This window comes from Mesorhizobium sp. RCAM 06353, from assembly GCF_059683585.1.
This window is the reverse complement of record NZ_JCASIY010000001.1, coordinates 109,719-134,824: the sequence shown is the minus strand read 5'-3', so window position 1 is coordinate 134,824 and position 25,106 is coordinate 109,719. Positions and strand designations below refer to the sequence as shown.

Below are 25,106 nucleotides of genomic sequence, written 5' to 3'. Positions count from 1 at the left end.
CAAGATCTGGGAGTGAGGCTTTGGTTCATTCGGCGTGAAGGCGCGCGATTTGGCGCCATGCTTGCATGGCAGTTGCTCGCAGTTCTCGATGGTGGGTGGATGGAATATCGTGGCGGGGAACGTTAAAGAGGTTGGCGATCGGGTCGTGGACGGAAACGAAACGCTGAAGATGTCGCGCTGACTTGAAGCGCTCATGATCCTCTCCCGCCGTCGGACGGGTTGATGAGAGTTCTCCGCCCGATTGTTCAGGCCCTTGTGCGAGCGATGCTCGACGCCTGGCATGATCTCCCGCTTCGCCGCACCGTAGGATCGAAGCTTGTCGGTGATCATCACACGCGGCGAACGGCCTTGCCCTTTCAGAAGCTTTCGCATCAAGCGCTTTGCCGCCTTGGCATTGCGACGGCTTTGCACCAACACGTCGAGAACAAACCCGTCCTGATCAACGGCGCGCCAAAGCCAGTGTTTCTTTCCACCGATGGTGATGACAACCTCATCGAGATGCCATTTGTCGCCGAGCTTGCCGGCCGATCGCTTCCGGATATCATTGGCAAAGTGTCTGCCAAATTTCTCAGCCCAAAGTCGCACGGTCTGGTGAGAGACGATGACGCCACGAGCTGCCAGCATATCCTCGACCATCCGCAGGCTGAGCGGAAACCGGAAATAGAGCCAAACGGCATGGGCAATCACCTGCGCCGGAAATCGGTGGCGACGATAAAGAGGATCACGGGAAAATCTGGTCATGCCGCCAGATCCCACATTTTGATCGATGCCCGGTTAACGTTACGGTGCCCAACGGAGATCAAGCGCGAGCCTATCAGAGTGGTCCCATTGTTATAAATGGGTTTCCTGGATTGGTACGCCATTTGCTTGGCTAATGCACAACTTCCCGACCAGCAGGATACTTCCGTGAACAGCCCTGGCAAACATCCACTCGTGACCGCGACATGCGAGACACTTCGGCTCCACCGCGAGGGTCAGGCAATAGCCTTCGACGCCATCGGCGATCGCTATGACGAGGCCTTTCCGCACAAGGAAGGCCAAGTCCTGGCGGGCGAATGGCTGATCAAGTCCTTGCCGACGGGTTCACGGGTTCTGGATCTTGGCTGCGGGACCGGCGTCCCAACCGCACGTCAATTGCTCGACGCCGGTTTGGAGGTCGTGGGTGTCGATCTGTCTGCCGTGATGGTGAAACTCGCCCGCGAGCATGTTCAGGGCGCGACGTTCCATCAACTGGAGCTTGCTGACTTGCGACCCGGCGGGCCGAGGGGCCTCGGCCGGTTCCAGGCCGTTGCGGCCTTCTTCTCGCTGCTGATGCTTCCACGAGTGGAGATTCCCCTCGCGCTAACGACGGTCCGTCATCTGCTCGCTCCTGGGGGCTTGTTCGCCCTCTCGATGGTGGAGGCGGATGTGGACGATTTCCCGGTCCCATTCCTCGGAAATACTATCCGGGTCTCAGCCTATCCGCGAGAGGAGTTGCGTACGGCGGTCGAAGCGGCAAGGTTCACAATCGTGCAGGAGACGTCTTCCGCCTACGCCCCTGCGGCGGCCGACTTGCTGCCGGAGGAACAGATCTTCCTCTGCTGTGAGTTGTGCGGCTGAGTGCGAGCCAGCGTTGACCATTCAGGCTTGGTTCTGGCCGACAGGCTCAGTGCGGCCGCTCTTAAATGTGCTCGTTACCAGCGGCGGGCGTTCTGGGCGCCGTCGATGTAAGATGCGATACGCCTGCGTTTACGCATATATTGTAGACGGCTTTCCTTCGGCACGTCCGATTGTCGGGTGGGCGATTCTTGAATAGCCGAAAACGGACGGTGCACCGTCCCGGAATTCGGGTTGCCATTGATCTACGTCAAGGATTACTCCTTCCAATCCTGTAGCCTCTCCGTAGCCTCTCCTCTGGGTTCATGGAGATATCCCATGAACAGACTCAACGGGCTTATCGGCGGTTGCGCCGTGCTTCTGCTCTGACGAGCGAGCCGCGCTTTGGCGGGTTCCTAGGATCGGTGACGGCATACGCGGACTACGCGCACCACCTTCGTTTACGGCGGTAAGTGAGCCAACTGGGGAAATCCGAGGAGCCGCTAAAGGGTTGAGAGGAGATCAGTTTGAGCTTTCTTGAAACGAGTTTGCAGCTGTTTCAGCAGAAATATGCGCCTGACTTAGGTCCTGAACAATACGCTCACCACACTGGAGTCGACCGGGATGGCAATCCAATGAGTGGCGCATTGTTATGGGCCAAGGCTGAAGCTCAGAGGATCAGTAATGCGCTCGTCACTGGCACGACCAATATGGTGGATGCTGAACTCAAGTTGACCCAAAAACTTCACGAGAGAGTGAGAGATTATGTTCAATGGTATCATCAGGACGAACGATGTCGTAAAGGGGTGTCGGTTCTGGAGTATGGGCCCGGAACAGTGCGAGCCTTCAAACAGAAAACGCTTCCCCTTGTAACAGGTCTGCGCGGCGAAACCTCACGTTGCACGCTCGTCGACCGGTCAAAAGAGTTCCTCGGGGACATAGCGCAATTGCCGTCCGCTTTGGGGTTGCAAATCGAGTTCATACACGACGATATATTCTCTGGGCGACGCTATTTTTGCGACGATGAAGCGGCATTTGTTGTCATGTTTGGCCGGACATTTGGAAATCTTGCCGCCCGAATAAATGATACGCCTCCCGTGGAGCCGGTCGTCGAGACGCTGAAGAAGATATCGAATAGTGCGAAGAGGTGCTGGGTTGCGATCTCAATTGGCTCAGATCTGAGGAGGGACGTGGCGAAGTGCTACTATGAAGCGCATCCTGAATTTCAGCTAAACGTGTTCTATAGAATGAAGGCAGAGCTGCCGGTCGACGCTAATTTCGATCCAGAGGCATTTGAGTATGAGTCAGATGTAAGAGGTGAAGACCACTTTATGCAAGTCATACACACTGCGGTGGTCAAAAGGGATATGGACTTTTGCCTTGGTGGTAACGAGATTATACTGTTAAGTGGTGATCGACTTCATCTAAAGAACTCGTTTTCGTTTTCTGAGTTGTTTTTCAAAAAATGTGCACACCGAGCGGGGTTTGTGTCAATCGATGTGCTCTCAGACAACGCCGGCTCAGACATTCACGTGTTAGAGAAGGTGAATTAAACAGATAAAAAAATGACCAGGAGGCGTCAAGTCTCTGTCGCGACCACGCTGAAACGCTCGAAGGGCGGCCAGTTCGCGCTGTATGCCAAGGCTTTGCCCGGCAATCCCTATGACGGCCACACGCTGGCGACCGTCATTCCCGACATCGAGAAAACCATCGGCGAGGAGATCGAGCGCATGCTCGCCGACGCCGGCTACCGCGGCCACAATGCCCCCGAAAGCCACCGGTTCCGGGTCTTCACCAGCGGCCAGAAGCGCCCCGTCACGCCGGCGATCAAGCGCGAGATGCGGCGCCGCTCCGCCATCGAGCCGGTCATCGGCCATGTCAAGGCGGAGCACCGCATGGGCCGCAACTATCACGCCGGCGAACACGGCGATGCCATCAATGCCGTCCTGGCCGCTGCAGGCTACAACATCTCGCTCCTCCTCAACTGGCTGAGGATGCTTTTGTGGCTGCTGCTGGCCTGCCACCACAGCAGAGCGAAACCGCGCGCCGCCTAGCGCCGATCATTGTTCACGGTCGACAAACCCAGAAACGGTCGCAATCGTCCGCCACTCGTTGATCGGCGAAGGCGCTCGCCTCATCGCAGCTGTTCCGACAGCGTTATTCATACAGGCGGATCCGACCACGCTCAGCCTTTGAGTGATATCCGACAATTCTGTCGGCTTTGCCGATTTACATACGGCGCCTTGGCCGGCATCGCCAGATGCTAGGAGCCCCACAAAACGACAGTTTCGCGCAGGCCTATCTCGCAAGGCTGCAGCGCCCCAAAAATCGTGATTCGTTCACGGTCGAGACGCTCCGCCGCCAACATCGGCGTCGTCGAACAGGGCCCTGGGCGCGGAGTGCGTTGACTGCGGTAGGTCAATGCCGCGTTAGGCTCGTCCGATGTACGACAATGCTGGACATGCGAGACCGCCTGTTTGAGCCAGTTCGTTGTATTAGAAAGAGTTCTTCCTTTGGCACTCATATTGCTTCTAGGCATTTGCAGGACACGCCACGGACCGACTTATCGCGCGGAGATATCGATATGCTAGCACAATGGTTTCTGCCGAGCCCAACTTCCGATCATCAAGGAGCGGATCGTTTCAGATGCAGAAGTAACTGGCTGTTCGCGCCTGGTCGAGGCAGCACAGGCGCATATTCCGCTGTCGTGCCCCGGCTACCGGCACGAGGGCGCAGGTTTCGGGCGCTGCAATCTTGGCGCGGGCGTGGGAGAAGTGATCGATGCCGACGCGCTCAAGCGCGATTTGGATCAGAGATTCCGCAACTCGCTTGTCGAAGCTTCTCTGCTGCCGATAGCGGAAACTACGCCGAAGCCGAGGCAGGAAACTTGCATTGAAGTGCAGCGTCTGGCGGGTGGATCCGGATACATGCAACAGTAGGAACCTAAATCATGGCTCACTCTGCGGACCTCGACCTGTTCCGCCAACGCATCGCCGAGGCGCTCCCTTCGGCCAATATCCCAACCCTACTACTCCTTCTGTACCAGTTCACAGGAAAGGAGTACTGGCTCAACCCGCCGTTTGTTCCCGTGAAAAGTGGCTGGGGCGACAACGATTCAGGGGGGCTCGCGGACGAATTGCAGACGAAGATTCGCAATGCAGCACTGGCCGCCATCATCTCTTGGCGCCGCGGCGCACAAGTCGCCAGGCAGGACCTGTCGGCAGAAGAGTTGATCCGCATGCTAACTGTGTCTGAGGCCGAGCCTATCCCGCCAGAATACGCTGAAATGATGCTTCATAAGCTGCGGAGATATTCAGGCGCCATTCCGGATCCGGTGTCCTTGCCGGAGGGGTTTCGTGTGCTCATCATCGGGGCGGGCATGTCCGGTGTCGCAGCCGCGATTCGGTTAAGTCAATTGGGCATCTCCTACATCCAGATCGAAAAGCAAGACAGCGCCGGCGGGGTCTGGCACTCACATCACTATCCTGGCTGCGGAGTGGACACGCCCGGGCATCTCTACTCCTACACTTTTGCCAGTGGCGACTGGAGCAAGTTCTTCCCGTTACAAAAGGAAATCGACAACTACTTCAACCGTGTTGCCCGCGACTTTGGGATCGAGAGCTCCATCCGCTACGGCACCGAGTGCCTGGTCACCCGCTATGACGAAGAGAGCCTAACTTGGCACTCCCGGTTACGCTTGCCCAACGGTACGGAAGAAACCCTCGTGACCAATGTGGTCCTCTCGGCCGTGGGGGGCTTCACCACGCCGAAATGGCCGAACGTTTCGGGCCTGCGCGACTTCGACGGCCCGGTGGTACACACCTCGGAATGGGATCCAGAAGTCGCGCTCGACGGTAAACGCGTGGCCGTGATTGGTAATGGGGCTTCGGCAATGCAGGTTGTTCCCGCCATCGCAGATCGGGTGGGTGCCTTGACAATCTTCCAGCGCTCACGCCAATGGGCAGCGCCCTTCCCGAAATTTCAAAAGCCGGTTCCGGAACCGGTGCAGTTCTTCTTCCGCGAGGTGCCACACTACGAATGGCTGTACAGGCTCCGGCTGAGTTGGATTTTCGACAGTGAAGTGCACGAGGCCCTGCAGAAGGATCCGGCTTGGCCGCATCCGGACCGTTCCGTGAATGCGGTCAATGACGGCGACCGCGAGACTTACACACGATACATCGAGGGACAGCTGGCGGGGCGCCCTGACCTTGTCGCCAAGGTCATACCGTCGTACCCGCCATTCGGCAAGCGGATGCTCCTAGACAACGGCTGGTACAGAACCCTACTGAAGCCGCATGTTACCCTAGTAGACGAAGCTGCTGCGCGTGTTGAGGGCAGGTCGATCCATGCGATTAATGGTGAAACGCATGGGGCAGACGTTGTCATCGTCGCCTCGGGCTACGATACCACACGCTATCTACTTCCGGTTCAGGTGATCGGACGCAATAGTCGGACGGTACGTGAGGTCTGGAACGATGATGACTGTCAGGCGTACCTTGGCACCGTTGTAGCGGGATTCCCGAATTTCTTCATGCTCTACGGCCCCAATACGGCGCACGGCCATCGCGGCAGCTTCATCTTCACAATCGAGAGCCAAATCGATTACGTGCTGAGTGTTCTGCGCCAGATGGGCAAGAATAAGCTTGTCGAAGTAGAATGCCGGCAAGATGTATATGAACGTTACAACCGGACAATCCAACAAATGCACCAGCAGATGATCTGGAGCCATGCCGGCATGTCCACCTTTTTCCGCAATGATCGAGGGCGAATCGTAACAAACAGCCCTTGGCGTCTGGTCGATTATTGGAAGTTGTTGAAGGAGGCGGATCTCGGTGACTACCGTACCGTGCCGCAGGTGGCTCCCGATTAGAGGCTTCGGATGAAGCGGTTTGAGAGGGCGGTCAACGACCCCCGCTCGCGACTACGGCCTCGACCTTCTTGACTGCGGCGGCCTATCGGCATTGCGCTGCCATGACGAATGAGACCTATGGTCGTTCCCACGATTTCTCGAACAAGCGGGGGACGTCCATAGCGAATTGGCGCTGCCAACGGATGCGCCAGCATGGGCCCTTGAGCTAGCATTACAGTTGCATATTTATCTATGGTCTGAATCTATGGGTCTCCATGATTCGGAGGTCATGGATGACAGGTGCATCAATCGAGACGACGCTTGAGCTTTGGGCATCATCGCTGCGTGACGTGAAGGCTCGTATGCGCGGACTGTTTACGCAGGAGCGAGTTGCAGCCTCTGCGAACCTCTTCCTGGACGGCCTGCTGGGTGACGAGCGGCGTAAGACAGGTTGGATGCGCGCTGAGGCGGCCGGTGACCCTGGCCCGTGGCGGCAACAAGCCGTTCTGGGTCGCGGGCGTTGGGACGCGGACGCACTTCGCGACATCGTGCGAGAGTATGTTGTAGAAAACCTCGCCACGGATGATGCGGTCCTGGTCATCGATGAGACGGGCTTCCTCAAGCAGGGCAAGACATCGTGCGGTGTTGCGCGTCAATATACAGGTTCGGCAGGCAAGATAACGAACTGCCAGATCGGTGTGTTCGCCGCCTATGTGTCCGCTCGCGGTCATGCCTTTATCGACCGGGCCTTGTACTTGCCCAAAAGCTGGACCGGAGATCGGGCAAGGCTTGCAGCAACCCATGTTCCTGAGGCTATAGCCTTCGCCACCAAGCCAGGCTTGGCTGTCGATATGATACGGCGTGCGCTGGCAGCCGATGTGCCGTTTTCATGGGTGGCCGCAGATGCGGTGTATGGCGTCGGGGGACGTCGAAGGAACCCTGCGCCGAGCCTGCAAAGGCTACGTTCTTGGGGTCAAATCGGACCACCATTTCGGCTCCTGGTCAGGTAGGCCTCCGGTCGCCGGCACAGCTCAGGAGATCGCCCGTGATCTTGATCCAACTGCATGGCAGCGTCTTTCCGCCGGTGAGGGCACCAAAGGCGCGCGGCTTCATGACTGGGCCTACTGCAACTCGCCGATCTCGATGCCGACGAATATAACGAGACGAAATCGGGGCTTTGGACCCGTGGCCTCCTAATCCGGCGCAATATCAGCGACGGTGATCTCGCATTCTTCACCACATGGTGCCCGGCCGGGACGGGCATCCAGACGCTCGTTTCCGTTGAAGGCCATCGCTGGGCGATCGAAGACAGCTTCGAGACCGCCAAGAACGAGCTCGGACTCGATCACAACGAAACCCGGTCATGGCATGGCTGGCATCGCCACGTCTCCCTCGTCATGCTGGCCTTCGCCATGATGGCGGTGATCCGATACCGCGCCAATGACGTGACGCCCCAAAAAAGACCGCGGATGCCGACCATCAGGATTTGATCCGCTGGTCTATCCAGGAAGTCCGGCGCATCACCGTCAGACTCGCCCAGCGTCGCATAAACCCCGCCTACGTCATCGCATGGTCATGCTGGAGGCGCGCCCATCAGGCGGCCGCTCGACGAGCTCATCTGAAATCTAAAACGCAACTGTAATGCTAGGCCGTAGTGACGATTTAACTATCTGAGCCAGATAGCGATAGCGGCGAGTTTAACGAAGCCCATGAAGTTTGGCCAGCAGCTTATCGTAGCGAGTTGCGACACGGCGGAATTGCTTGAGCTTGTTGAAGAAGCGCTCGATGATATTGCGCTCTTTGTAGAGGTGAGTGTCGTCGGGACGCTGGACCTTGCGGTTGCGCTTCGGCGGGATGACGATTTCGGCCGGTTTCTGCGATCTTTTCGTGTAGGTGGTCGGCGTCATAGCCCTTGTCGGCGATCGGTGGCGCCAGCCTCCCCTTGCGCCAACAATCCAGTGCTGACGCCCTCCAGGGTCAACCAGCAGCTAGCCGGTTCCACTGTACCGTCCAGAATTATCTGTCGTTGTCCGGAATTAAGCCGGGCTTCGGAGGTCGTGTGCGGTATTGTGCGCACCATGGCAATGATCTTCCCTCGTTTTGATGGACACCTCTGCTACGACAATGCCCCGATGGAAAGCTTCTTCCACACGCTCAAAGTCGAACTCGTTCACCAACGGCAATGGTCAACTCGCGACGAAGCGCGCCGCGACCTCCTTGCTTATATCGAAGGCTACTATAACCGAAGGCGCATCCACTCCGCATTGGGGTACAGGACGCCAGAACAGGCCGAACACCAGATCGGCTAATCCCCTGTCCATCAAACCAGGGGAAGATCAATCGATCATCACCCCGACCAATGCCTTTGCTGCCGCGCCAGCCTGTCGAGCGACCTTGCTGCCGAAACCGTCAGCGAGCACGACAAGATTGAGCTTCCCGCGATCAGGCCTTTGATTGAGCGCCATCGGCGTCCGGCAGTCCGTTGCCCGTCCTGCGGCACGCTGGTCGTCGCGGCTGTGCCAGATGCGGCGAAGGGGACGCCCTTCGGGCCACGCGTGCACGCCGTAGCGACCTATCTCAAGACTTTCCAGGCCCTGTCCTACGAGCGGCTGCAGGGCGCGTTCGCGAACCTTTTCGGTCTCACCATCAGCCAGGGCGGACTGATGAACATGTTGCGCCGTGCGCAGGGCGCGTTCGCGGCCGAGTGCGACAAAGCCGTCGCGGCGTTGCGCCGGGCCAAGGTCATCGCCTCCGATGAGACCGGCGTGCGGATCGAAGGAAGCAACGCCTACCACTGGGTGTTTCGCTGCGCCGAAGCGGTTGTTCATCAAGCGGCGTTAACGCGCGGCACCGTCGTGGTCCGGACCCTGATGGACGGCCATCGGCCCGACGTCTGGTGTTCCGATCGCTATGCCGCGCAACAAGGTCACGCAAATGCGCATCAGACCTGCCTGGCGCATCTCGCCCGCGACGTCGCCTATGCGCACGAGGCAAGTGAGGACATGCTGCCCTCACGGCTCAAGCGTTGGCTGCAAAGGGTCTTCGCCCTAGCCGACGGTATCGAAACCTTCGCCGCCTCGACCATCGCCGGCAAGCGTCGCGCCCTGGAGCGAAGTCTGGACGATATCTTCGCCACCACAACGTCGTGCGATCTGGCCCGCGACATCCAAAACAAGTTCAGGCGAGCTCGCGATCAACTTTTGACCTTTGCCCAATTGCCAGGAATGGTCGACGCGACGAACAACGCCTGCGAACAGATGGGGTGATTGGGGTCTCGGCCGAGCCAGATGATGGCGGCTGCTCCTGTCGAAATGTGAAAACGTGGTCGATGTGAGTCGCCACAAACATTTGGAAGGAGCAGCCATGAAGTACTTTGCCGGACTGGACGTGTCTTTGGAAGAGACCTCTATTTGCATTGTCGACGAGACTGGCCGGATCGTGAAGGAGGCGAGAGCGTTGAGCGATCCGCAGGCGTTGTGTGAAGCGCTGAAGGGGACCGGCTTGCCGCTTGAGCGGATCGGCCTGGAAGCGTGCTCGCTGACGGCCTGGCTTCACGATGGATTGCACGCCGAAGGCTTGCCGGCGATCTGCATCGAGACGCGGCAGGCCAATGCGGCGATGAAGACCATGCCCAACAAGACCGATCGCAATGACGCCCGCGCGCTGGCGCAGATCATGCGCACCGGCTGGTATCAGCAGGTGCACGTCAAGAGCCGGCAGTGCCGGCTTTGGCGCTCGCTGCTGGTTGCCCGCCGCACGGTGCTGAACGAGATGCGTTCGATCGAGAACGTGGTGCGGGCGATGCTGCGCGAGGCCGGCGTCAAACTGGGCTTGCCGTCGCGCAGCGCTTTTGCCGGCCGCGTGCGGGAACTGGCCGGCGCCGACGCCCAGATGATGGCGATGGTCGAGCCGCTGCTTGCGATCCTCGCCGTCATGCTGGGAGAGTTCGCCCGCCTGACCAAGCAGGTTCTCGATATCGTGCGCAAGGAGGAAGTCTGCCGGCGGCTGATGAGCGCGCCGGGCGTCGGGCCGATCACCGCGCTTGCCTTCCGCGCCACGATCGACCGGCCGGAGCGGTTCGGCTCGTCGCGGGCGGTAGGGGCGCATCTGGGGCTGACGCCGGCGCGCTACCAGTCCGGCGAGACCGACATCCAGGGAAGGGTCAGCCGCTGCGGCGATGAACTCGCCCGCACCGCCCTCTACGAGGCAGCGCATTCGCTGCTCGTGCGATCGAAGAAGTGGTCGAGCCTCAGGGCCTGGGGCATGACCATCGCCAGGCGCCGGGGCATGGCGCGGGCGCGGGTGGCGGTGGCCCGCAAGCTGGCGGTCATCCTGCATCGCATGTGGGCCGAGGCAACCGAATTCCGCTTTGGAAAGGAGCCTGCCGCGGTGGCGGCGTGAACCGAGGCCAATCAAAGGAACACGCAACACGAACAAAGCCTTCGCCCGAAAGGGCGATGCCCGGATCGTTCCGTGGGGACGATGGGCGAGGCGATCTCGTTGAGAGTCCCGAACCTGCCGGCCAAAACTCGGCAAAGTCGTGAAACAGATTGAGACGCCTCGCTCTCCTGACCCCATCATGCGGCGGCCAGAGCGCCGACCGCGAAGAGAAGCGAGTGACCCACGGAACGGTCCAGAAAAAAGTGCAGGAGCATCTTGACCTCAACGACCCCAATCAGAGAGGCTCTGAGACCCGCCGTCGTTCAACGGAAGATCACCAACGGCTATCGCGCCATGTGGGCCGCAAAGGGCGAAGCCGACATTCGAACCGTCGTCGACACAGCTCGTCTCGCGCCAGGCACGAACCCCTTCAAAATCATCCTTCAAACCGTCAGCGCCTGAAATCCGCTATGACCGAGCCCGCGACCTTGATCTTCCGAGCCTCTCTTCGGGCGCGGCTTTATCGGGACATCGAGGTGTCGAGTTCGAGCACGCTAGCGGATCTGGCCGAAGCCATGGTAGCGGCATTCGGCTTCGACATGGACCACGCCTACGGCTTTTATTCAAAGCTGACGGGAAAGCTGTTCGACTCGCCCCAGCGGTTCGAACTCTTCGCGGACATAGAGGGGAGCGGTTCTCGCAGCGTGAAGGGCACGCGCGTCACCACAGCCTTCCAGAAGGCGGGCTCGGCAATGACCTTCTTGTACGACTACGGTGACGAGTGGCGATTCCGCGTTGAAGTTATTGGAACAGGGCAGGCGCAGCCCGATGCCAATTACCCGAGGATCGTCAGCAAGATCGGCAAGGCTCCCCCGCAGTACCCGGACATCGACGACGAGTGACGACGCACCGTGCCGCATCGAGGGGGCTAGGGGGTGGGTAATTACCTCAACTCCGGGCTCCATTTGGACACAGCACGATGTTCGTGGCTCACCGGCGAGGTCAGAGCGGAGCAGTCTCAACAACGCCATCCGACATCTTTTGTCGGGTTTGTCGAGTTCGCGATATGGCCATTTTCAGTCGATCTCTTGCTTTGCTCCGGGCTAATCGACTGAAAAGCAACCACAAAGTTCCTTCTTCAGCTCAATCAAGCAAGCTGGCATGACTCTTGAGAGCCTTCGTTGCCGGGCGGGCAACAGCTGCCGGCCATAACTCGTGTCACGGGTAGACACGATGAACAGGCGAAGGACCGCAATGCTTCAGGCTCTCGATCTAAGGCAACGTATTCCTTCGACCATGACAATGGTCGCACCAAAAACGCGAATCATATTCGGGTACATAATTTATCTTCGTCCTAACCGACGCAAAGTACAATTTCATGACATAACAAAATGAACGCTCGCAGCATCTCGATCACTAATATGCGCCTTTTGTGGTACAGGCGCATGTTCATTGCTGAACGATCTCTGATTTCCTTCGCGATGGGCGTTTTTGCGCTGTTTCCAGTCTACCTGTTGTCGGTTGGGCGCGACGAGATATTTTTTGGTTCGATCTCAGCAGCAGGCATGGCGGTCGCTATATTAATAGTTTTGATCAGTCCTACGCTGATACGCCAGTTTAGTGTGCGGAGGCTCGCACCCATCGGCGGGCTTCTCTGTGCAGCAGCCTGCGCGACCATACTCTTGAACGAATTGTCGGGGGTGCGCGCGACATTCCCCTACTTCCTCAGCTACATGCTGCAATCAGGCGGATGGGCGCTGCACTTCACTATGGGCTCGATATGCATTTCCGCCCTCTCAAGCGATGCAGACCGGCCATCGAGCTTCATGGCCTACTCTGCATTCGCCACCTTAGGGTTAACCTGCGGACCGCTGCTGAGCAGCCTCCTTACCCGGTACGCCGGCTTGGGCACGCTGGATATGTTCATTCTGGCAATGCTCGCGGCGACGGCAGGGTCAGCGTTGTCATCGTGGGCAGCGCAACGTGCGGCGAACATCCGCGAAGCCGCTATTCCGAATAACGCCTCGATTGCGCGCGACCTTTTCGATCTCCTCTTCAGCAAATCTGCTCTGTTTTTTGTTCTTGTATTGTTGTCCGCAAGCATTTACACTTTTTTGATAAACTTCCAGGCTCTATTTGCGAATAATTCAGGTCTTCCGTACGAAATATTCTTTGGCTTTTGGGCCATAGGAGTAGTCGGCTCCAGATTTGCAATTGGTCCGCGCGTAACCCGCAGTGCGGCCGACCGCACCTTGCCGCTACTCCTGGGCGGGATGGTCGTTTCGCTTCTCGGCTTTCACTACTCCCCGGGCCACCCCGTCATTTACGCAATGGCATCGCTGGCGACCGGCATAACTTATGGGCTATCCTATCCCCTGATGCAGGCAGAAGCCATCCGCGTGACTGCGCCGCAGTCCCGGACTTTGGTGCAGATCATCTTCAGCCTTTCCTATTTTCTTGGCCTGTATTTCTTCCCCTTCGCCGCCGGGCTCGTCTCAGTCCAGCTGGGATACGACACGCTGACGCTGTTGATTGCCGGCTTGGCTCTAGTGCAAACGGCTATCGCTCTCCTTGGCTATCGCACGATCCGGCGCAAGCCGACCCCGACCGTAGTTGGCAGTAAAGGCTGAAGCAGGGCACTATGCACGGGAGATCACACGTCGTCATCGGAGCCGGGCCGGTCGGTCGGGCAGTGGCGCTGCAACTTGCGGACCAGCCGGACTCGTTCGTTGTCGTGATTGACAGGAGCCATTCTGCGTTTGCCGTGGCGCAAGGCGTTGGTGCACGGATCGTTTATTGGTGTGGGTTTAGGCAAGCGGTAACCGCAATAGGCTTTGTAGCGTAGCCATGCCTTTCAAACACAATACCAGCCGCCGCCATCGTATTGAGAAGATGAAGTTCAGGGTGACGAACTGGCCAGAATATGAGGCAGGACTTCGTCATCGCGGCAGTTTGACCCTGTGGGTGACGCCGGAAGCCCTGTCCAGGTGGCAAGCGCCAAGACGCAAGACACGTGGCGGCCAGCACCGCTATTCTGATCTGGCGATCGAGACCACCCTGACGCTGGGCCTTGTGTTTGGCCTGCGGCTGCGCCAAGCAGAAGGCTTGCTGGAATCGGTTTGCAACTGATGGGGCTGGCGCTCGCTGTCCCCGATCATACCACCCTGAGCCGTCGGGCGCGGACATGGCAATCGCCCAACAAACGGCATGATCGCCAGGTTCCGCCGGAGGGACCAGTGCATGTTCTTGTCGACAGCACCGGCCTGCAGGTCTACGGCGCGGGTCAGTGGCTGGAGGAGAAGCACGGCGCCAGATCCCGTCGCAGTTGGCGCAAGCTGCATCTGGCACTGGATGCCGACAGCGGCGAGATCATTGCCCATACCCTGACTGATCAGGACACTGGCGATGTCTCTCAAGTTGAGCCACTACTCGACCAGATTGGCGGTCCGATCGGACAGTTTACTGCTGACGGCGCCTATGACGGAAAACCGACTTACGACGCAGTCATCGATCACAGCGCTGCCGCCGCAATCGTCATTCCGCCTCGCGTCAACGCGGTCGAACCATTCGACGATAGACCTGCCGGCCAAAGGGACCAGCATATCGCCGCAATCGGCAGAGACGGCCGGATGAAATGGCAGGTCTCCAACGGTTATGGCAAACGCTCGCTGGTCGAGACCGCCATAGGGCGATACAAGTCCACCATCGGGCGGCGTTTGCGGGCACGGTCGCTTCCCGTTCAGCAGACCGAAGTCGCCATCGGCTGCGCCGTCCTCAACCGCATGCTTGCCTGCGCACGCCCGAAATCCGCCCGCCGCAAGGCGGCCACGGCATAGTCTGCTGCTTCAAAGATCGACATCCGCTCAAGTCCGGACCCATGCACCAACGCCTACCGCTGGCACTCTGGCGCAAGCGATTGCTTCATCTGGAATTGCCACCAATGAGCTTTCGTGATTGCTGGGGTCTATGTCACGTCCTCGGCTGCTACCCGAAAAGAATTTCCCGGGCTACGCATACCTGCCTGGCAAACATCCGCATCCGGTTCGTGACGCGTTGGGTCACAGTTATCAAAGCGACCCGGTGACCGTTGTCACGGTCGAGGGATCACTCAGCTCAAACGTGTTCCGACGGGGAATCGACCTTTTCAACCACGGCTATTACTGGGAAGCTCATGAGGCTTGGGAGCCTCTATGGCATGCTGCCAAACAAAGCGCCCAGCATCGCCTTTTCTTCAAGGGATTGATCCTGTTGGCTGCAGCCGGGGTGAAGATCCGCGAGGGAAAGCGGGCCGCTGCCGCGCGCCATGCGACAAGGGCCGCAGCGCTCTTTCGTCAGGTGGCGCTTCTGCCGAGCCGGGCATTTGAGGCCGCAATCGGAATGACACCCGCCACCCTTGCGGTCGAAGCCGAAGCGGCCACAACTCTCCCGGTTGTTTTGCGGGAGCCGATGCCTGGCCTGCCTGAGCCCATTTTCGATTTCATCCTCGCACCCAAATCCGGGAGCGGCTGACAGACAACACCTACAGTACGGTTCAAGCTTCTTCGTTACTTGGATGCACTGCCGGTCTCTGAGTTTGACAAGGGCAGTTTGGAGCAATCGAGCTACTGCTAGGCCCGAATCTGGCGGAGAACCCAAGGCAGGCGGCGCTTCCATCGCTGACCTCGCGGCAAAGGAACATCTTTCTGCCAGCGCTTTAACTTGCGGGTTCGCCTGCCTCCAGCCTGTGCGTTCGATGCTTCTGGCATCGGCGCTTCCTCAACAGTCGGCGGCTTAGGAGACGATCCGTCGGGCACGATCACGCCCTGGCCGTCGGATACCGCTTCACCGGTGGTTGGCAAGGGCTGGGCGCGATCATCTTGGGCAGAAATCGGCTGCGGGATCGCTTCAGCGATCGCATCTTCCGTCTTTGCTTCCGCGACGTCGTTCGCGATGGCAGCCAGGTCGATGCCGCCCCAGATCGACTGTGGCCGCTTCACGAGCCCACGCTTCTGTTTGATCTCGACGACAAAGGGTCGCTGCGGCTGCCTCATGGTGATCTCGCGGATTTTTGGGGGAGTTGCTGATGTCCTCTAGGCGGAGCGCACGCCGTCGTCCACCCGCCGCCACGCATTCTCCAAAGGTTTTCGGAGACTTTGCCCCCGTCCAAGCCACGACGAAAGCTGCTCACCTTCCACGCCTGGGCCCGCGCTCCCGATTTCTTGTCCTGCTGTCAGCATGATCGTCATGACGATCATATCGCCCACGCAGTCGCCTTTGCCGGGCCCATCGCGAAGCCGCAGGAGATTCAGGATGCAATGAAAATGGTGGCCGCTCCTATCCATACTTCATGTTCCCGAGTGCACCAGACGCGTCCAACGCATTTTCGGAATCGATCACGAGCGATCGATTCATGCTGTTGATGGACCTGCGGCGCGTATGCCGGCCAGAGCGCCGATCGTCGGCGACGCTTTGAGCTGGCGCCCGGCTGTCAGTCCAGTGGGCGGTCTCGGATGCGCCCGTGCGACGACACACACAGCCCGACAAAGCCGGGTCATCGCATCCTAATTGCGAGGTTCGGGAGCCGCGGCAGGTTTTGCCTACCAAAGCCGCTGCTTTCCTCTTGAACCGTCATTGCCCTGACAACACATTCTGCAATCGTGCGCGGGTGTCGATGAAGCGCCTGTTCACGCGGACCAGTCGTTCAGCAGGTCGGGAGGAACCAATGAACCCTGAAGCTTTCAGCAACCCAGTTTTCGTGAAGCGTGCAACCTGCATCGTGCAGGAGATTGCCAGCCTTGCGGACGCTATGGACTTCCTCAATGACTGGCCAGAAGATCGCCGGGACCTGATCCACGAAGCCGCGCTCAGGGCCTGCTATGATGCATACGATGGGCGAAAACCTGTAAGCGCAGCACGCAATGCCTTTTTCGGTTTTGCGAAACGGGCAGCCATATTGGAAGATGCAATTTCCGCCATGCAATGGCTCGCTGCCTGCAAGTCGGGCCGGGGAAAGGTGCAGGTATAGGCATCTGGCACGGGGGCAAGCCGAGGGCGGCATTGTGTTGAGATTTCACGGATAGCAGAAAGCAGAAGCAGGTCTCGACATTAGCGGCGCAATCCCATCATGAATCAGCTACCGCACATGGATTGCGAGGGGCCAGGTTCTGCGACCAGCGGATCCGTTCGGCTTGGCCAAGGTGCGATCGAGGCTATTTGCCTCACAGGAGCGGAGACATGACCGGCTTGAGCAGATTTGAGAGGCCAGTCGTTGTTCAGGTTAGCCACCACGGCTCAGAGCGGATCGTGTTCGAGGTCAATGACGCGGCTGCTATCTTGCTGCGTGATCTTCAACGTCAGACCGTGAAACGGAAGGCCGCGATGGATGCCTGTCTGCAGGTATTGCGCGGTGAGGCTTATCCAGCGGCAGCTCGAAGAGCCTTCGTGGCAGCCGCGCTTGAAGCAAAGATTCTGCGCAGCGATTAGAAAGCTGGGATGCTCAGGACTGCTGACTGACCATCGCCGGGACAGCCGTTGTTGGAACGATGATGTGAACATTTGTCCAGGTCCGGTATCCCGACGCTTTCCAGGGCCGCGCTCACCCGAGGCGACGACCTTGCCTGACTGCGGGCGTCGGCGCGAAGCTGATTTCAAGGTGACGAACGCGACGGTTTCAGCGGGTCCGGGGCCGCCGCCGGCGCCGACCAAGCAGCGATTGCGCTTCACATGTTCGGAGATCGCTTGCTCGGGCCGCGCCGCGATTTCGCAAGCAGGTGCTTCAGATACCACCCATGCAGAGGTATTTCATTTCGAGGTAGTCTTCGAGCCCGTGGCGGGAGCCCTCCCGCCCAATGCCGGACTGCTTCATTCCACCGAAGGGTGCCGCTTCCGATGACATGCGTCCCAGTCGCGATCGCGATAGCCGTTGCGCTGAGCCGTCCGCAGCGGGTTCTTCTCGCCATAGCCGGCGCCGGTGGCGGCGCCCACCTCCAGCTCCATCAGCCGCTCGGCGGCAAAGCCGATCATCTCGCGCAAGATATCGGCGTCGGGGGTCTTCTCCACGAGCGTGCGCAGGTTCATCATGTCGTCGGTCATCGGTGGTTCCTTCGAATCAGGTTGGTGTCAGCAACCCGACCTTACCGGGGAACATCGATGACCGCCGCAAAGCCGCTCGCTCGCTACGGCGCTGTTGAGGGCGCGCTCGCGAGCGGCTTCGCTACCGCCGAGCTACACCACGTCCGGGGACGCGACCGACGCGTCGTGCAGCATCAGGAACATCGGCCTGATAGCCTTGGTATGCTGCGCAACCTCACAGTACGCAGCTCCGCTTTGGGTGGCTATCCAGTTGAGCGCTACAGTCTTGCCGAGCCCGGCTTTGCCGACCGCAAGCACCGGATATCGCATCTTCACGGCCGTATCAAAGGCAGCCTGCACGGTGAGCGCGGCGCGGGTTTCGATAAACGTCATCCGACGATCCGCTTGGCCAGGTCCATCTGAGCAGCTATGCGCTCGTCCTGTTCGCTTCGGCACTCGTCGGCGGGCAAAGGCCTCTTCGGCATCACAATGCGTGCCTGCCGCTTCGCCGGATCGTAAGAGACGACGCCGACAGGCTCGTTGGGAACCGTGTCAGGCTGGGCTTGGCCGCGGGCGATCAGGCGTGCAGCCACATCGATATCAGGCGCTGATCGATCAAGGTCACGCACCGCCTGCCGGTGCGCCCTCGCGCGTTCGGCTGCTGTTTTTGCGCCACGCTTGTCGAGCGGATGGAATTCGACATCGGGAAAGGCTATGCCGACTCGTTCACCATGCCGGTCAAGCAACAGCAACTCGGCCGGTGTGTGATAGGCCGGAACACGGACCCATACCTTCTCGTACTGGTAAGCCTGCAATTCCGGACATGTCCAATGACGGCCGCCGACGGATATCGCACCCTGAATAACCGACCGCTCTTCAGTTCGAGCACATGCCGCGCGCACTTCATCGCGGCTCACCGCAGTCGGCGCCCATCCCACCTCGAGGTGTTCGCGGTATGCGGCCTGAGGTGAGAGACCTTTGAGCGCGCTCTTCTTACCCTGCGCAGTGTGATTGTAGGTGCGCACGAAACCTTCTATGGCTGGCACTACATCCTCGAACGCCCCAAACGGAGCGACCGTCCTGCCGATCGCCTCCTGCTTCTTGTTCATTCGGTTGCCGCCAATGTGGCCACGCGCCGTGCTGAAATAGCGCGTCTCCAAATCACCGAATAGACGCTCAATCGGCTTTGCGGAGGCGTTGTAGGGCAAGGCGTTGATAACGCGGGTTGATCGGGAGGGGCCATGGAAGCTCTGCACGGTGAGCTGCATGGCATCGTCTAGAAAAGCGGCGAAGCCGAATTCCGCGCCGTTGTCGACATAGAGCGACTGCGGCATGCCCCACGCTTCGATCATGGACGCTAAGACTTCGATTACGTCGCGATTTTGCACGCCGCCGCGCTTTTCGAAAAAGATCAACCCGATCCAGAGGCGCTGCGTCGCCCAGTCTAAGAATCCGATCAGCCTAGCAGTCGCGAGCGTGCCGTCAGGACGAGTGAGGTGAATGTCCACTGGGTGTACATCGCCCACCACCAGCTCCATCGGCTGCATGCCGGCGAGGGTTCGGCGGATCCGGGGCCGGCGATCATCATACGCCTTATGATCTCGCTTAAACCGGTGGACGTTTCGAAAATGGAGTTCCGCCGAGACGAGTTCGGGTGGGACAGAACAAGCGCGCTCCAGTACGTTAGGATCGCCGGGACGAAAGCCCCACGCTCGAGTCGCGTCGATCAGGAACTTCTCGTGTTCTTTCAGGGTGTGGCCCCATGACATGCCGCCTTTGAGCAGGCCGCGGATTTCCTGTTTTAGGTCGCCAGCGATTTTCGTCCTGGTGGAGGTGTCGAACGGGACCAGCTTGTCCCACTTTCGGCTTATGATGACACGCTTCTTGCCCTTGTCCGATCGACCATGCCGGCCGACTTTCATGCCTCCGTTAAAGCGTGCTGCATGACGCTGTAGCGTCCGCAGGCAGTAGCTGACCGCCCTACCCTCCCAGTTCCGCGTTGGCTTGCCCGCCAGCTCGGCTAATACGGCGGCGCGGGCGGTAGAGTTGGCTGCATACTGAACCGCTGGCCCCAGGTAATCGAGCCACCATGCGTTCTCTGCCGTCCTGCCGGTGATCGATTTCGACTGGTTTCCAACGGGGGTTTGAGAGGCCTTTAGATGGTGCTGATATTCGAGCGGCAGAGACGTGGAATTGACCTGATATTGCTCTCCGTCGTTGCCGCCGCGCCGCCCTTTGACCTTTCGTACTTCGAGCGCGGTTTTGCGCCAGCGACGCAGAACAAGAGCGCGGTGGGCGACTTGTCGCCGAATGCCGACCAGCGCAGCAAACTCAACCGTGGACAGCCACTCACCCATAGCGATGGCCGCTACTCTCGCGGCAGAGCATCTCGCGGAGGGCCAGTACGTTCGGCCCGTTGCGCTTTTCGGTCACCGCATAAACGGCTACCATTCGGCAAATGCCGTGATCCGGTACCACCTGCTTAGGGATAAGCCTTGCGCCACAAACCCCGCACGAACTTCTACGAGGAGATCGGAGGAACCTGTTTCCACGCTGTTTTGAAGCCGTGTTGCAATCACATTGCAATCGTGACTTCAAAACGAAATGTCGTCAACTCCCCCAGATGACAAACTCGATCGTTGATCGCTACATTGACGACCTAAAGCGGTACTTCAAGGTAATGAGCGACGACGACCTCTCGCGCAAGATCAACATAGGCAAGTCAACGCTAGCAAGCTGGCGTCGCCGCGGGGCAATTCCTGAAGATTTTTGCAAAGACATGCTGGATGGTGAGCGTGTCGACTATTTCAAGATCGTCCGCGATCACCTCGCGGAGGCAACATCAATGTCAGCCGCCGGCGAGAAGATACTCTTAAGCGCTGCAATCTCGCTGGGACGTCAGCTCGATGAGGCCTCCGCTAGGGACTGGGCCAGTTGGATCGCTGACAACCGCCTTCGAATATTCCAGGAAATCGTAAAGCTCGATGAGGCAGAGCGCATCGACGAAACGATCGATAACCAATACGTGGCGAGCCGTCTTGTCGGGTTAGCCATGCGCACTGCGGAAGGGAATCTACTAACCGCAGCAGAACTGAAAAGAATCCGCCGAGAGGCGCGAGCGGCACTCACCCGGTGAGGGTTACCAAACCTGTCGCTGGTGGGTTACCAAAACGCGTCATGGGTGGCCTTGGGTTACCAATCGATGTCGCAATTATCTCAATGAATACAGCGCGTTAGCACCACTTCGAAATTATTGTCGTTGGGACACAATGGTAACCCTGTTGACCGAAGGGCATTGGTAACCCAATCGTGCGAAAGTGGCGGGATATCAGCCACTTAGCAGTCCGGCTGACGACAAATAATTCTGGACGCCGACGACAGATAATTCTGGACAGCACACCGACTTGCCTAAAGCGTCCTGAATTTGCGCAGGTGCTAAAGCGCACCAGAAGATTAGATCGAAAAAGACCGTCAACAACAGCCGGACGGACTGATTCTGACCCTTGGAGATGTTCTCGATCGGCATTTCCTGGTGTGTCAGGCATGTTGCGGCGAATCACTCGATCGGGTCCTATGCTGTGTGGCGCTAAACCTTCTGTGCGCCTCAACCAAAAGACCGGAGGCCCACATTTACCTTGCATCGCTAACTGTCACGAACTTCCGTCGTCTGAGGAAGGCCACCCTGCATTTCGCGCCCGGTCTCAACGTGATCGTGGGACCGAACAACATCGGCAAAACCGCCGTGGTGGATGGTCTGAGGGCGCTCCTCGCCGGAGCCGACGACCCCTACCCGCGCTTCACAGTCGACGATCGCCATGTCCCCAAAGGCGGGACGGCCTCAGGCGAAATCAGGTTCGAGTACGTCTTCCAGGGCCTGACCGCCCCGGATGAAGCTGACTTCCTCCACGCGCTGAAGCCGGTGGCTGATGGTAAGTGTGACGCGCTCCTTGGTGTGACTTACAGCGACCCCGACAAGTCCGGGAGGCTTCGGTCCAGAAAATGGTGTGGCGAGCACGACGTCGTCGCGATGACATCGAGCATGCTCGACAATCTGCGCAGCGTATACCTTCAGCCGTTGCGGGATGCCGAACAGGGACTGCGCCCGAGCCGTACCAGCCAGCTTTCACGCCTCCTCCATCTCCTGTCGGACGACGCCGGCAAGGGAGAGATGGTGGACGCACTGAAGAAGTTGGACGTCGAGCTGAAAAAATTCCAGCCGATCAAGGACACGCAGAAGGCGATCGCAGGGCGGCACGGGACGATGCTCGGAACGCAGCTCGCGCAGGTCCTCAACGTGGAGCTGGCGGGCAGCGACTTTGCAAAGCTGGCGGCCCGTCTCTCGCTCGTCGTCGACGCGTTCGAAATCGAGCGTAACGGGCTGGGCTACAACAATCTGATCTTCATGGCCGTCGTGCTGAGCGAATTGGCGAAGAACGCCGACGCCGCATTCCGCAGTCTCATCGTCGAAGAACCAGAGGCGCATCTGCATCCACAGTTACAGGCGGTCCTCCTCAGATACCTTTCGGAGCTCCAGGCAGCTGAGGGGGAAAGGCCCGTCCAGATCTTCGTGACAAGCCACTCCCCGAACTTCGCCAGCATCGCCGACCTCGACGCCATCGTGTGCCTAGTCGACGCTGGTACAGGCGTCGAAACGTTTCATCCCCGTGACGTAAAATTCGGAAAGGGCAAACGCGAGAAGCTGAAACGTTACCTGGACGTCACGCGCGCCGAACTCTTCTTCGCCAGGCGCATCGTCTTCGTCGAAGGAGCGGCTGAGCTGTTGCTCGTGAGCGTGCTGGCGAAAAGGGCAGGATTCGATCTGCGAAACCATGGGGTCAGCGTGGTCAGCGTCGAAGGTCTCAACTTCGATTCCTTCCTGCCGCTCTTTGGCGAGAAGGGGATCAGGATTCCGGTTTCGGTAATTACGGACGCCGATCCTCAAAAGGTCCCCGACGGATCGGGCGGATTCGTGTCCCATTTCCCGGCCGCCGGCGATTCCATAAAAGTCTCGGACAACACCGCGGCCATGAAGACGTTACAGGATACGTGCGTGAAGGTCTTCCATGGCGTGAAGACATTCGAATACGATCTCGCCCTCTTCGCTAAGAACCGCACGGCCATGCTTGCCGCGCTCGCCACAATACACCCCAGCATAGCGGCCGGACTGAAAACGGCCGTCGACGCCGCCAAAGACGACAGGAAGAAGGCGGAGACGCTCTTCCGGGGGATGTTCGAGCGCGAAAGCGAAAACGTTCAGAAAGGCAAGTTCGCGCAGGCCATGGCCGCCACGATCCAGGAAGATGGCGTGGAGTTCGAGGTTCCGGGATATGTTCTGGACGCCATCAAGCATGCGTGCAGGCCTTGATCGAGCTTTCCGAAGAGCAGAAGGATGTCGTCGGGCTTCCGCCGGGACCCATCGCCGTCACGGCATGCGCGGGTAGCGGCAAGACGAGGACGGCCGTTCATCGTCTCGCCGAGATTCGTTCGCGGTTGAAAGACGACCGCGGCATTGTGGCCCTGCTATCGTTCTCCAACGTGGCGGTAGATACGTTCAGGATCGACTATCGCGAGCTTTCGGCCGTCAGAGAATCTGGCCGCCAAGTTTCCGGCATCGAAATCGACACGGTCGATGGCTTCATCGTTTCCAACATCCTGCGGCCCCATGGACACCGCGTGATGAACTGCTCGGGGCCTCCCTATCTCGTGGAAGGTAGGGAACCTTTCCTCAGCTCCTTCGGCGTGTATGACGGAACGAGGAGCCATCCTATCAGCCAGCTGAAAATCAGGTGCACGGCCTCGAAGTTCGACTTCGGGCTCGGCAACCATTTCCAGCCCGTCAACGCCTCTTTCGCAGCCGCGGCGCTGGCCAAGCTCCGAAGGCACGGAGCCTATACCCACGCGGCGGCTCCGTATTGGGTACTCAAGCTCCTTCGTGCGTTTCCGGTCCTGCTGAACGCTTTTGCGAGACGCTATCCGCAAATCCTGGTCGATGAGGCACAGGACATCGGGCCGCTCCACGAGGAAGTCCTGCAGACACTCGTGAAAGCCGGATCGGTAGTGTCTCTGATCGGTGACGCCAACCAAGGCATCTACGAGTTCTCCGGCGCCGATGGCAGGTTCCTGAGCCGATATGGGTCGATTGCGGGCGTCACGGTTCGCAACCTCAGCAGAAACTTCCGGTCGGTGTCTCCAATCCTGGATATTGCCAACGCTCTGTGCGGCCGGAAGGACCAGCCAGAACGCAGCGCACCCGCGACGCTGCACGGGGCCTTCTACTTTCCGTTTGAGCCGGGAGGTAGGGATGCCGCGCTCGGTGTATTCCGCAATCTGATGGCGACGGCAAAGATCGCCCACAGCCGCTGCGCCGTACTCTGCCGGTCTTCGGAATGGGCTGCGGAATGGGCAGGCCTGGGAAAAGAGCAAGGGCAGGGCATCGTTAGGTCGTTCGCAGCGGCTGCGATCCACCGTGACACGCACGGCCGAATGGACAAAGCTTTCGAAAGCGCGTGTGCCGGTATCTTAGGGTTGCTGGAAGACGACTATCCGGGTCTCGCTGGCAGGCTTTTGCGAGACGCAATGACGAGCGAAACGACCTCCCTTCGGCGCACCATCTGGTCATTCGTCCGAGATACGGCGAATGGACTGCCGGACGGCAAGCTATTGGCGGCCTCCGAGTGGCATCCTCTCCTTGGCCCGCGCGTCCGGTCGCTCCTCGCGCGGCTGGCGGCCGATCACGGAATGGCGACGGGCGGAAACCTCGGCCAGCGGCTTGCGAACCGTGCGCTCGAGAACCATCCGCTCGTCGAGGTGCCGAGTCTGATAGAGCCACATGCGAAGAGGATGCGCGTGTGTACCGTCCACAAGGCGAAGGGCGAGTCCATCGACGCCGTCATGTATGTCGTGACCAAGCCCCAAGCGACCGCCCTTCTCGACGGGGCGACTACCGAGGTCGGACGAATTGGCTATGTCGCCCTGACCAGGGCGCGCGACCTGTTCGTCCTGGCAATCCCCAAGAATGCCATGAAAGACCTCGAGCCGCGCCTGAAGACCGCTGGCTTCAAGCGGGCCGGCGACACATAGTGCGCACCGCTCATCTCGTCTCGAGCGGCTTCGCTCGACCAAGGCTAAGCCCGGCGCAGGGAGCTTGTCAGGACCGGGGCATTGCGGACTGTCCGCCTTCGGCTCCCACTCCGACGAAAATGGACCTTCAGCTTACCGGCTGAGGTCTCGAGCTGGCCCAAAGCTACACTCG

General features: G+C 59.3%; 17 protein-coding genes and 10 pseudogenes. 19 read left to right on the top strand and 8 right to left on the bottom strand.

The features are described from left to right. Positions 1-25 precede the first annotated feature (25 nt). Positions 26-741 (bottom strand): annotated as a pseudogene (locus AC56QX_RS35430) (IS6 family transposase). 165 nt (positions 742-906) lie between these two features. On the opposite strand from AC56QX_RS35430, the gene AC56QX_RS35425 reads away from it, so the two are divergent. The 3 genes and pseudogenes from AC56QX_RS35425 to AC56QX_RS35415 all read left to right on the top strand — a co-directional run. Next, positions 907-1,599 (top strand): class I SAM-dependent DNA methyltransferase, encoded by a 693-nt coding sequence (locus AC56QX_RS35425; RefSeq protein WP_497118395.1) that lies wholly within the window; start codon positions 907-909, stop codon positions 1,597-1,599. A gap of 503 nt (positions 1,600-2,102) precedes the next feature. Then, positions 2,103-3,128 (top strand): L-histidine N(alpha)-methyltransferase, encoded by a 1,026-nt coding sequence (locus tag AC56QX_RS35420; RefSeq protein ID WP_497118393.1) that lies wholly within the window; start codon positions 2,103-2,105, stop codon positions 3,126-3,128. Between the two features lie 27 nt (positions 3,129-3,155). Then, positions 3,156-3,629 (top strand): annotated as a pseudogene (locus tag AC56QX_RS35415) (transposase); the annotation flags it as partial. Positions 3,630-4,217: 588 nt separating this feature from the next. Here AC56QX_RS35415 and AC56QX_RS35410 read toward each other — a convergent pair. Next, positions 4,218-4,508, bottom strand: a complete 291-nt coding sequence (locus tag AC56QX_RS35410; RefSeq protein ID WP_497118391.1) for a hypothetical protein — start codon at positions 4,506-4,508, stop codon at positions 4,218-4,220. A 17-nt stretch (positions 4,509-4,525) separates the two neighbouring features. Here AC56QX_RS35410 and AC56QX_RS35405 point away from each other — a divergent pair, with 17 nt between their 5' ends. Then, positions 4,526-6,445: a flavin-containing monooxygenase gene (locus AC56QX_RS35405; protein WP_497118390.1), complete on the top strand. Its 1,920-nt coding sequence runs from the start codon at positions 4,526-4,528 to the stop codon at positions 6,443-6,445. Between the two features lie 254 nt (positions 6,446-6,699). After that, positions 6,700-7,914, top strand: a pseudogene (locus tag AC56QX_RS35400) (IS701 family transposase). A gap of 176 nt (positions 7,915-8,090) precedes the next feature. Here the strand turns inward: AC56QX_RS35400 and AC56QX_RS35395 are convergent. Continuing rightward, positions 8,091-8,347 (bottom strand): annotated as a pseudogene (locus AC56QX_RS35395) (transposase); the annotation flags it as partial. A 191-nt stretch (positions 8,348-8,538) separates the two neighbouring features. Here AC56QX_RS35395 and AC56QX_RS35390 point away from each other — a divergent pair. The 9 genes and pseudogenes from AC56QX_RS35390 to AC56QX_RS35350 all read left to right on the top strand — a co-directional run. Beyond that, positions 8,539-8,733, top strand: a pseudogene (locus AC56QX_RS35390) (IS3 family transposase); the annotation flags it as partial. A 24-nt stretch (positions 8,734-8,757) separates the two neighbouring features. Continuing rightward, positions 8,758-9,681 (top strand): annotated as a pseudogene (gene tnpC / locus AC56QX_RS35385) (IS66 family transposase); the annotation flags it as partial. A gap of 106 nt (positions 9,682-9,787) precedes the next feature. Next, a complete protein-coding gene (locus AC56QX_RS35380; protein ID WP_497111068.1) occupies positions 9,788-10,825 on the top strand; it encodes an IS110 family RNA-guided transposase in 1,038 nt (345 codons plus the stop codon). A gap of 276 nt (positions 10,826-11,101) precedes the next feature. After that, a pseudogene (locus AC56QX_RS35375) lies at positions 11,102-11,266 on the top strand (IS66 family transposase); the annotation flags it as partial. A gap of 8 nt (positions 11,267-11,274) precedes the next feature. Next, complete coding sequence (locus AC56QX_RS35370; protein WP_258580661.1) at positions 11,275-11,706, top strand: IS1096 element passenger TnpR family protein; 432 nt, start codon at positions 11,275-11,277, stop codon at positions 11,704-11,706. Positions 11,707-12,195: 489 nt separating this feature from the next. Then, a complete protein-coding gene (locus tag AC56QX_RS35365) occupies positions 12,196-13,434 on the top strand; it encodes an MFS transporter (protein ID WP_497118324.1) in 1,239 nt (412 codons plus the stop codon). A gap of 11 nt (positions 13,435-13,445) precedes the next feature. Beyond that, on the top strand, positions 13,446-13,649 hold the full coding sequence (locus AC56QX_RS35360; RefSeq protein ID WP_497118323.1) for an NAD-binding protein: 204 nt from the start codon (positions 13,446-13,448) through the stop codon (positions 13,647-13,649). A gap of 2 nt (positions 13,650-13,651) precedes the next feature. Beyond that, positions 13,652-14,640: pseudogene (locus AC56QX_RS35355) on the top strand (IS5 family transposase). Between the two features lie 244 nt (positions 14,641-14,884). Then, the gene (locus tag AC56QX_RS35350) at positions 14,885-15,313 is read left to right on the top strand and encodes a DUF309 domain-containing protein (RefSeq protein WP_497118388.1); all 429 of its coding nucleotides are present in this window, start codon (positions 14,885-14,887) and stop codon (positions 15,311-15,313) included. A gap of 98 nt (positions 15,314-15,411) precedes the next feature. Here the strand turns inward: AC56QX_RS35350 and AC56QX_RS35345 are convergent, their stop codons facing one another. Further along, complete coding sequence (locus AC56QX_RS35345) at positions 15,412-15,834, bottom strand: hypothetical protein (RefSeq protein ID WP_497118387.1); 423 nt, start codon at positions 15,832-15,834, stop codon at positions 15,412-15,414. 671 nt (positions 15,835-16,505) lie between these two features. Between AC56QX_RS35345 and AC56QX_RS35340 the strand changes: the two genes are divergently transcribed. Both AC56QX_RS35340 and AC56QX_RS35335 read left to right on the top strand, forming a co-directional pair. Then, positions 16,506-16,808 carry a DUF982 domain-containing protein gene (locus AC56QX_RS35340; protein ID WP_497118385.1) on the top strand — a complete coding sequence of 101 codons (303 nt, stop codon included), beginning with the start codon at positions 16,506-16,508 and terminating at the stop codon, positions 16,806-16,808. 209 nt (positions 16,809-17,017) lie between these two features. Next, positions 17,018-17,266 carry a DUF982 domain-containing protein gene (locus tag AC56QX_RS35335; RefSeq protein ID WP_095774230.1) on the top strand — a complete coding sequence of 83 codons (249 nt, stop codon included), beginning with the start codon at positions 17,018-17,020 and terminating at the stop codon, positions 17,264-17,266. Positions 17,267-17,558: 292 nt separating this feature from the next. Here the strand turns inward: AC56QX_RS35335 and AC56QX_RS35330 are convergent. From AC56QX_RS35330 to AC56QX_RS35315, 4 genes and pseudogenes are all read right to left on the bottom strand, one after another. Further along, positions 17,559-17,687, bottom strand: a pseudogene (locus AC56QX_RS35330) (aldehyde dehydrogenase family protein); the annotation flags it as partial. Further along, a pseudogene (locus AC56QX_RS35325) lies at positions 17,684-17,875 on the bottom strand (transposase); the annotation flags it as partial. The pseudogenes AC56QX_RS35330 and AC56QX_RS35325, both read right to left, overlap by 4 nt. Positions 17,876-18,007: 132 nt before the next feature. Next, positions 18,008-18,247: a hypothetical protein gene (locus AC56QX_RS35320; RefSeq protein ID WP_497118383.1), complete on the bottom strand. Its 240-nt coding sequence runs from the start codon at positions 18,245-18,247 to the stop codon at positions 18,008-18,010. Beyond that, entirely contained in the window at positions 18,244-20,211 is a 1,968-nt protein-coding gene (locus AC56QX_RS35315; RefSeq protein WP_497118381.1) for a hypothetical protein, read from the bottom strand. Before AC56QX_RS35315 ends, AC56QX_RS35320 begins: the two co-directional genes overlap by 4 nt. A 323-nt stretch (positions 20,212-20,534) precedes the next feature. Between AC56QX_RS35315 and AC56QX_RS35310 the strand changes: the two genes are divergently transcribed. From AC56QX_RS35310 to AC56QX_RS35300, 3 genes are all read left to right on the top strand, one after another. Beyond that, the gene (locus tag AC56QX_RS35310) at positions 20,535-20,990 is read left to right on the top strand and encodes a hypothetical protein (protein ID WP_210328740.1); all 456 of its coding nucleotides are present in this window, start codon (positions 20,535-20,537) and stop codon (positions 20,988-20,990) included. A 492-nt stretch (positions 20,991-21,482) separates the two neighbouring features. Beyond that, positions 21,483-23,219 carry an ATP-dependent nuclease gene (locus AC56QX_RS35305; protein WP_497118424.1) on the top strand — a complete coding sequence of 579 codons (1,737 nt, stop codon included), beginning with the start codon at positions 21,483-21,485 and terminating at the stop codon, positions 23,217-23,219. Beyond that, positions 23,216-24,934, top strand: a complete 1,719-nt coding sequence (locus tag AC56QX_RS35300) for a UvrD-helicase domain-containing protein (RefSeq protein WP_497118379.1) — start codon at positions 23,216-23,218, stop codon at positions 24,932-24,934. Before AC56QX_RS35305 ends, AC56QX_RS35300 begins: the two co-directional genes overlap by 4 nt. Positions 24,935-25,106 lie beyond the last annotated feature (172 nt).

What these genes read in the sequence shown, in the direction of transcription:
- AC56QX_RS35370 (WP_258580661.1), top strand. Translation starts at nt 11,275, where the DNA reads ATGACCGAGCCCGCGACCTTGATCTTCCGAGCCTCTCTTCGGGCGCGG.
- AC56QX_RS35365 (WP_497118324.1), top strand. Translation starts at nt 12,196, where the DNA reads ATGAACGCTCGCAGCATCTCGATCACTAATATGCGCCTTTTGTGGTAC.
- AC56QX_RS35360 (WP_497118323.1), top strand. Translation starts at nt 13,446, where the DNA reads ATGCACGGGAGATCACACGTCGTCATCGGAGCCGGGCCGGTCGGTCGG.
- AC56QX_RS35315 (WP_497118381.1), bottom strand. Translation starts at nt 20,211, where the DNA reads ATGGGTGAGTGGCTGTCCACGGTTGAGTTTGCTGCGCTGGTCGGCATT.
- AC56QX_RS35345 (WP_497118387.1), bottom strand. Translation starts at nt 15,834, where the DNA reads ATGAGGCAGCCGCAGCGACCCTTTGTCGTCGAGATCAAACAGAAGCGT.
- AC56QX_RS35340 (WP_497118385.1), top strand. Translation starts at nt 16,506, where the DNA reads ATGAACCCTGAAGCTTTCAGCAACCCAGTTTTCGTGAAGCGTGCAACC.
- AC56QX_RS35380 (WP_497111068.1), top strand. Translation starts at nt 9,788, where the DNA reads ATGAAGTACTTTGCCGGACTGGACGTGTCTTTGGAAGAGACCTCTATT.
- AC56QX_RS35405 (WP_497118390.1), top strand. Translation starts at nt 4,526, where the DNA reads ATGGCTCACTCTGCGGACCTCGACCTGTTCCGCCAACGCATCGCCGAG.
- AC56QX_RS35335 (WP_095774230.1), top strand. Translation starts at nt 17,018, where the DNA reads ATGACCGGCTTGAGCAGATTTGAGAGGCCAGTCGTTGTTCAGGTTAGC.
- AC56QX_RS35320 (WP_497118383.1), bottom strand. Translation starts at nt 18,247, where the DNA reads ATGACGTTTATCGAAACCCGCGCCGCGCTCACCGTGCAGGCTGCCTTT.
- AC56QX_RS35310 (WP_210328740.1), top strand. Translation starts at nt 20,535, where the DNA reads ATGAGCGACGACGACCTCTCGCGCAAGATCAACATAGGCAAGTCAACG.